General features: G+C 67.8%; 8 protein-coding genes. 3 read left to right on the top strand and 5 right to left on the bottom strand.

Annotated elements, in window-relative coordinates:
• A partial coding sequence (locus VSO01S_RS27800) for a hypothetical protein (RefSeq protein ID WP_218002382.1) occupies window positions 1-311 on the top strand: 311 nt, incomplete at its 5' end.
• Between the two features lie 144 nt (window positions 312-455).
• Here the strand turns inward: VSO01S_RS27800 and VSO01S_RS25700 are convergent.
• The 4 genes from VSO01S_RS25700 to VSO01S_RS25685 all read right to left on the bottom strand — a co-directional run bounded on the left by VSO01S_RS25700 (window position 456) and on the right by VSO01S_RS25685 (window position 3,540).
• Window positions 456-1,064 (bottom strand): hemerythrin domain-containing protein, encoded by a 609-nt coding sequence (locus tag VSO01S_RS25700; protein ID WP_068645606.1) that lies wholly within the window; start codon window positions 1,062-1,064, stop codon window positions 456-458.
• A 143-nt stretch (window positions 1,065-1,207) separates the two neighbouring features.
• Window positions 1,208-1,678, bottom strand: coding sequence for a DUF2269 family protein (locus VSO01S_RS25695; RefSeq protein ID WP_068645605.1), 471 nt, complete (start codon window positions 1,676-1,678; stop codon window positions 1,208-1,210).
• Between the two features lie 12 nt (window positions 1,679-1,690).
• A complete protein-coding gene (locus tag VSO01S_RS25690; protein ID WP_084242131.1) occupies window positions 1,691-3,037 on the bottom strand; it encodes an SDR family oxidoreductase in 1,347 nt (448 codons plus the stop codon).
• Window positions 3,034-3,540 carry a hypothetical protein gene (locus tag VSO01S_RS25685; protein ID WP_068645603.1) on the bottom strand — a complete coding sequence of 169 codons (507 nt, stop codon included), beginning with the start codon at window positions 3,538-3,540 and terminating at the stop codon, window positions 3,034-3,036. The genes VSO01S_RS25690 and VSO01S_RS25685 overlap by 4 nt, the downstream gene beginning before the upstream one ends.
• A gap of 242 nt (window positions 3,541-3,782) precedes the next feature.
• Here VSO01S_RS25685 and VSO01S_RS26925 point away from each other — a divergent pair, with 242 nt between their 5' ends.
• Entirely contained in the window at window positions 3,783-3,965 is a 183-nt protein-coding gene (locus VSO01S_RS26925) for a DUF3606 domain-containing protein (RefSeq protein WP_084242130.1), read from the top strand.
• Between the two features lie 504 nt (window positions 3,966-4,469).
• Here VSO01S_RS26925 and VSO01S_RS25680 read toward each other — a convergent pair.
• Window positions 4,470-4,763, bottom strand: coding sequence for a GYD domain-containing protein (locus tag VSO01S_RS25680; protein ID WP_068645602.1), 294 nt, complete (start codon window positions 4,761-4,763; stop codon window positions 4,470-4,472).
• Window positions 4,764-5,138: 375 nt separating this feature from the next.
• Between VSO01S_RS25680 and VSO01S_RS25675 the strand changes: the two genes are divergently transcribed.
• The gene (locus VSO01S_RS25675; protein WP_068645601.1) at window positions 5,139-6,041 is read left to right on the top strand and encodes an amino acid ABC transporter substrate-binding protein; all 903 of its coding nucleotides are present in this window, start codon (window positions 5,139-5,141) and stop codon (window positions 6,039-6,041) included.
• Window position 6,042: the final 1 nt, after the last annotated feature.

The raw sequence follows: 6,042 nt of genomic DNA, 5'->3' as shown, positions 1-6,042 counted from the left end.
CCATCGGCCTGGCGCTGGGCGCGGTGCTCGCGGCCGCGGCGCCGCGCACGCAGAAGGAAGACGAGCTGATGGGCCGCTCCAGCGACGAGCTGATGGGCGACGCCAAGCGCTCGGCCCGGGAATCGTTCGGCGGCCCTGGCGACGGTGACGCGTCGAGCGATGGCCAGAAGGACCTCGAGCCGGCGGTGCCATTGCGACGCCAGTCCCAGGCGACGCAAGCGCAGGCAACGCAGCCTCAGGCGGCCCAGCCGCAGCCGCAGCTGGAGGCGCAGCAGCGGCCCTGGCCCGGCGAGCCGCTTGGCGAAAGCTGAGGCCGGCGCAGCCGCCCTGTGGCGGGCTTGTCCAGGGCGCGCCCGGGGGCCGCTTCGTCGCCGGGCCGCAATGGCGGCAAACCGGCGGGCTGGGCTGGCGCCGGCGGCGGCGTGTCGAAAGTAGCAGCCACGGCAGCGGCCTCCTCATCGAGAGCGGCGAAGCTGCGAGCGCAGATGCGAACGCGAGCGCCGGCCGTACCAGGTGGCCAGGCAGACCCCCGACACCGCCGCGGTGAACAGTGCCAGGGTGCTGCCTGGCATGGCACGTACCATGTTGCCGGCGATCTCGCCGGCCCGGGGCACGGTGAGCTCCATGCGGCGGCGGGTCATCCGCCCGCCCAGCTCATTGAGCCGTTCGGGCATCAGGCGCTGCGCGGCCGGCAGCAGCTCGGTTTCTTCGTCGGCCACATGGTGCAGCACGGCGCGCATCAACTCCATGAACAGGTCGTCGTAGCCTGCGTCTTCGGGTGCCAGGCCGCGCAACCGGCCGATCAGGCTTCGCATCTCGTCGTGCTCGGCCGGGCTTTCCTCCAGCGTCTGGCTGGAAAAGACTTCCCGCAGGGCCGGATAGAAGATCTCTTCTTCCAGCTGCGCATGGACTTCCAGCGCGGTGCAAGCGGTGTTCACCAGGCCTCGCTTGGCGGTGGGCCAGTCGTCCAGATCGAACTGGTGGAAGGTGGACAGCACGTGGGTGTGGTCGAGCCGGATGATGTTCACGGCGCTGGGATACATGCCTTGCAGGAGTCGGGTCATATGGGGTCCTCTTTGCGGATTGCGCCCGGACCTGGCAAGCGGGGCGCCTGCGCGGCACCGGGGAAGGGCGGTGCTGGCCGCGTCCCCTGGCTGCAATTCTTGCGGCAATTCCGGCAGCGCGTTTCGTGCCCCCGGCCGTGCCATCACCCCACCGCAGCGGGCTTGGCCACCATCAGCCAGAAGATGCCGAGAAAGAGGAGCAGTGCCGGGATGCCCAGGCCGAACCAGGTCCAGAAGAAGGTCCAGAAGCGGCGCGGCAGCGCACCGGCTTCCGCCCCGCTGCGCGCGATGTCCCGCATGCGCATCTGCAGCCACACCACAGGCAGCCAGCAGCCGATGGCTGCCGCATAGGCCACCAGCGAGGCAAGCAGCCATGGCGTGCGAAGCGGCAGGCCGGCCGCATGCGCGAGCCAGAGCCCCGTCAGCGGCTGTAGCACCGCCGTGGTGGCGGTGAAGAGCCAATCGGCGCGCACCACCCACTTCGAAACGAACGCCACGCAGCGCGTGTCCCCGCTCAGGGCCGTGGCGAGCAGGTAGAAGGCCGAGCCGATACCGGTGCCGAACAGGATGGTCGACGACACCACGTGCACGTACTTGATGATCAGATAGTCCATGCGGTCTCCGCGTCAGTGGCCCGCAGATGGCCGATGAATCGCCGCTGCATCCGCCGCCCACAGCAGGGCGATGGCCACGGCCATCGGCAGGTTCTTCGAGAGCGGGCCAAAAGGATGGAGCCAGAACTGCGGCAGCTGCCAGCTCAGGATTGCGGTGTAGAAGGCCATCAACGCCAGCTGCAGTGGCCAGACGATGCGCACGCGCCAGCGCGCCGGCGCCGCGAGCGTGGCCAGGCCCAGCATCAGGTCGAAGATGACAGCGCCTGGCAGCAGCACGCGGGCGAAGCCGGGCGCCGCACCGGCCGTCTCGAGCAACTCCAGGCTTTGCGACACCGGGTAGAGGCCTGCAGACACTGCCGCCGTCCACAGCCAAACCAATGCCACGGCGAGGCGAAGCAGCGGCAGCAACCAGAACAGGCGGGCCTCGCGCAGCATCGCGGCACGCTCGATTGGCGTTACGAAGGCCGCGGCGGCACGTGGCGCACGGCCGAGCAGTTCGGCGAAGGGCGCCGATGGCGCCGCATTCCCCGCCAGCAGCATGCGGGCGCTGTCGCCATCCACGAGACGGGACCCCAGCGCCGCCGCCACGGCCGACGCGCTCACAAAGGCACGCGCTGGCACCGGCAGCACGACCTGGGTCCTGCGCAGCCCCAGTGCGATCCTCAGCTGCCCGAGGTATCGGGCGAACTGCAGCGGACGGTCGCCGACCATGTCGATCACGGGCCCGTCGCAGCGCTCGGGCAAGAGCACGAGCGCGAGCAGCCCGGCCGTCAGGTCGTCGACGTGCACCGGCTGCAGCAGTTGCCCTCCGCCGGCGGGCAGGAGCACCACGGGCAGCGCCGCGAGCGCGGAAAAGAGCCCAGCGCTAGGTCCATCGCGCGCCCACACCAGTGAGGGCCGCACGACGATGGCGCGCACGCCGGTGGACAGCAGGTGCCGGTCTGCCATGCCCTTGGTCGCGAGAAAGGGCGTCGGGGCATCCGCTTGCGCGCCGAGCGCGGAGATCTGGATCACGCAACGAACGCCCCGGGTTGCGCACGCATCAAAAAGAGCCACCGGCGCAGCACGCTGGACGGCATCCAGGTCGCCTTTGCGCTGCTCGCGCAGCACGCCTGCGGCATTGACCACGACATCGCCGGCATGCAGGTGGTTCAGCCAGAAATCGGGCGGCGGCGCGTCGCGCAAGTCGGCAGCAAGCCAGGCTGCGCCGGGCCATGCAGACGCTTGCCCCGTGGCCCGGTGCCGGCCCGAATGTACGCAAAGCAGCGGCACGCCCAGCTGCCACAACGCTCGCACGAGGTGCGAGCCGAGCAGGCCGGTCGCACCGACGACGACGACCCTCGAAGGCCATGCGCTCATGGCGTGAAGCTCCCATCTCGCCCGGCGCGTTGCAACTCGTCCATGACGCGGAACGCGGCAGCCAGGCCGAGTGCGAAGGCCGCGTACACCACGAGCATGGAGCGCGCCGACAGGTGGTGCTCGAACCCCGGCCGCAGCCGGCGCGGCGTCACCGTGTAATCCACTGCGAAGGCCAGCGCCGCCGTCCCGGCTGCCTCCGCGATTGCACCTCCCAGCGAGGCAGAGCGGGCACCTGGCGGATGCATGCGCCGGTGTGCAGCGGCCCACAGGGTGGACATGGCATGGTGGACCGCATAGCCCACCAGCGTGTAACGCAGCGACCAGGAGGTCCTGAGGAGCGCTCGCCGCCCCCAGACCCATTGGCTGGTCGCGTTCGTCGGCGCTGCGGCCCCATGGCCATCGATACGCCCGCAAACGAACAACGCAAGCGTGGACAACAAGCTGGCTGCCGCGCCGGCGACCAGCGGCGCAGACAGTCCGCGATCGGGCGCCGCGTCGAGCATGGGGCGTAATCCGTCGGGCATGGATGTGCAGCGGCAATCGCCGTGCCCATCACGACGGGCAGCGTGCCCTGGCGCGCATTCGACATGCGCGTAAGGCGGTCTCTTCCCACAGGCTCTTGAGATCGGCCTGTCGGGGATTTCAGGAGATAGACGATGTCCCGCAGAGGTGACCTGATGCAAGATTTCCGGGGACTGGCCCTCGGCCAAGAGGCAGCGGGGCCGATTGCCAACCGGAGAAGACAATGCCCGACGATCGCGCCAAAACAGGCAGTGACCGGAAGCTCATTTCCATGGATCAAGATCAAGAGGTGCGCGACTGGGCGCTACGCCTCGGTTGCTCAGAGCAAGAACTGCGTGAGGCGGTGGAAACGGTGGGCAACTCCGCCGATGAAGTGCGCCGCTACATCGAACATCGGAAAGGGTGACGCCATGAGATACCGAAGCGCGAAGCGGGAGGTAGAAGAGGCGCTGGCCGTCTTGCGCGAACTCATTCAAAAGCTCGGGCCACCGCAGCCGGCGCGACGGGCGGAAATCGAAGCTATTCGCGAGTGCCAGAAGTCACGCCGGTAGGCTCTTCTGCCCTTTGGGCCGATCTCAACCTGCGCTGATGCCCCCGCGCCGGCGCGGGCTCGATGGCGGCCCTGGATAGTCCTTTGCATTGGATTGCCGCGGACAGCAAGCCATGTGCCCGAGCGCCGATCAGCACCTTTTAAGGGTGTCGGGTGCTCACTCGTCAAGGACCGCTGCCCTTGCCCCCGCCTCAAGTGCCGCACCAACCTTCGCGGGCGACATGGAAGAGTCCTTGATGCACGTCTTGCAGTATGCGTTCTTCGCTGATCTCCGTTGCCGACCAAAGGGGGTAAAACAGAAGCCGCCCCGAGGGGCGGCTCGCGAACCGGCGCCGATGCCGTGCTCGAGTCAAAACGCACCTACGGCAGCTTGGCCAGGATCTCGTCCATCTCGCTGGCCGAATACGCGCGCAGCGAATGGAAGCGCACGTTGCCCTGGATGGCCGTGGCCAGGCTGAAGGCGGCGAGCGCGCGCTCGTCTTCCGCCTCGATGATGGACACAAGGTCGACCTCTCCCATGGTCCAGAGGATTTCGCGCATGTTCACGCCGGCTTTCTTCGCCGCTTCCCGCGCGGCCGCGGCGCGCTTGGTCGTGTCCTTGACAGATTGGATGCCCTTGTCGGTGAAGGTCATCAAGCCAACATAGGTGACCATGTCATCTCTCCTTCAGGTTCTGCAGGCGGCCGATGCCGTCAGGACCTCGAAGCGGCGCAGCCGCCCAAAACGCCGATCAGGTCGCACTGGCAGCGAAATGGTCTGCAAGCCCAGGCAAGGCGGGAGATCGACGAAAAGCGCACTGCTCGCCCACGTTGGCAAACAAAAGACTTCACTGGGAGATGCGGCGCTGGATGCTACGCGCTTGCATGGCGAAGACAAGCCTTGACGTCCCCACTCGAGACGAGAGGAAACGGGTGTTGTGCTGCGCCCCCAACGGCGCCGCCCCGAGCCACTTTCCTTTGCTTACATCGGCAAAAGAATGTTAGAAATCTCTTCAGCATTCCGACCCCCGGGAGACGAAGGAGATATCGCATGCCGACCTTGCCGACCGTTTCGCTTGGGCGCGTCCTGACCGCCGCCGCGCTTCCCGCCGTGGTGCTGGCGTGCAGCGCGCAGGCCCATGCGCAAGCCACCTTCGAAAAGATCGCGGCGCGCCACCAGATCAACATCGGCTACCGCGAGGACTCGGCGCCCTTCTCGTACGCCGGGCGCGACAAGAAGCCCGTGGGCTACAGCATCGATGTCTGCGAGGCGGTGACGACTCGCCTGGCCACCAAGCTGGGCGTGAAGGACCTGCGCATCAACTACGTGCCCATCGCCGTGGACCGGATCGTCACCTTCGTGAAGAACGGTTCGGTCGACCTGCTGTGCGCCAACACGACCGACACGCCCGAGCGCCGCGAGCAGATGGCCTTCTCGCGCCCGATCTTCGTCGATCACGTGGGCGTGATGGTGCGCAAGAAGGACGGCATCGCGAAGCTGGAGCAGCTCGCCGGCAAGCAGCTGGTGGCCATCCGGTCCACCACGGCGGTGAAGGCGGTGGAAGACTTCGGGCAGGGCAAGTCGCTGGCCTGGAAGGTCGAAGGCGCGCTCAACCCCGAGGCGGCACTGAGCCAGCTCCAGCTGGGCTGGGCCCAGGGCTATGCGCGCGACAGCGTGCAGCTGTCCATGCAGCTGGCCGACCTGAAGGACGCCGACCAGTACGCGATCCTTCCCGATTCGCTGTCGAGCGAGCCCATTGCCATCGCCTTGCGCAAGGACGATGCCGCGATGCGTGAATTGGTCGATGGCGTCATTGCCGAAGCAGGCGCCTCGGGCCAGGCCGCGTCCTGGTACGACAAGTGGTTCATGCGCCCGATCGCCATGGACAAGGCCAGCAAGGCACTGGGGCTCGCGATGTCCCCCGAGCTGAAGGCGGCGCTCGCGGCCCGCTAGG

The organism is Variovorax soli NBRC 106424, from assembly GCF_001591385.1.
In the GTDB taxonomy this organism is placed as follows: domain Bacteria; phylum Pseudomonadota; class Gammaproteobacteria; order Burkholderiales; family Burkholderiaceae_C; genus Variovorax; species Variovorax soli.
This window is presented reverse-complemented; position numbering and strand designations above follow the sequence as displayed.

Coding starts and splice junctions, on each gene's coding strand:
- VSO01S_RS25675 (WP_068645601.1), top strand. CDS start 5,139: ATGCCGACCTTGCCGACCGTTTCGCTTGGGCGCGTCCTGACCGCCGCC.
- VSO01S_RS25685 (WP_068645603.1), bottom strand. CDS start 3,540: ATGCTCGACGCGGCGCCCGATCGCGGACTGTCTGCGCCGCTGGTCGCC.
- VSO01S_RS25680 (WP_068645602.1), bottom strand. CDS start 4,763: ATGGTCACCTATGTTGGCTTGATGACCTTCACCGACAAGGGCATCCAA.
- VSO01S_RS25700 (WP_068645606.1), bottom strand. CDS start 1,064: ATGACCCGACTCCTGCAAGGCATGTATCCCAGCGCCGTGAACATCATC.
- VSO01S_RS25690 (WP_084242131.1), bottom strand. CDS start 3,037: ATGAGCGCATGGCCTTCGAGGGTCGTCGTCGTCGGTGCGACCGGCCTG.
- VSO01S_RS25695 (WP_068645605.1), bottom strand. CDS start 1,678: ATGGACTATCTGATCATCAAGTACGTGCACGTGGTGTCGTCGACCATC.
- VSO01S_RS26925 (WP_084242130.1), top strand. CDS start 3,783: ATGCCCGACGATCGCGCCAAAACAGGCAGTGACCGGAAGCTCATTTCC.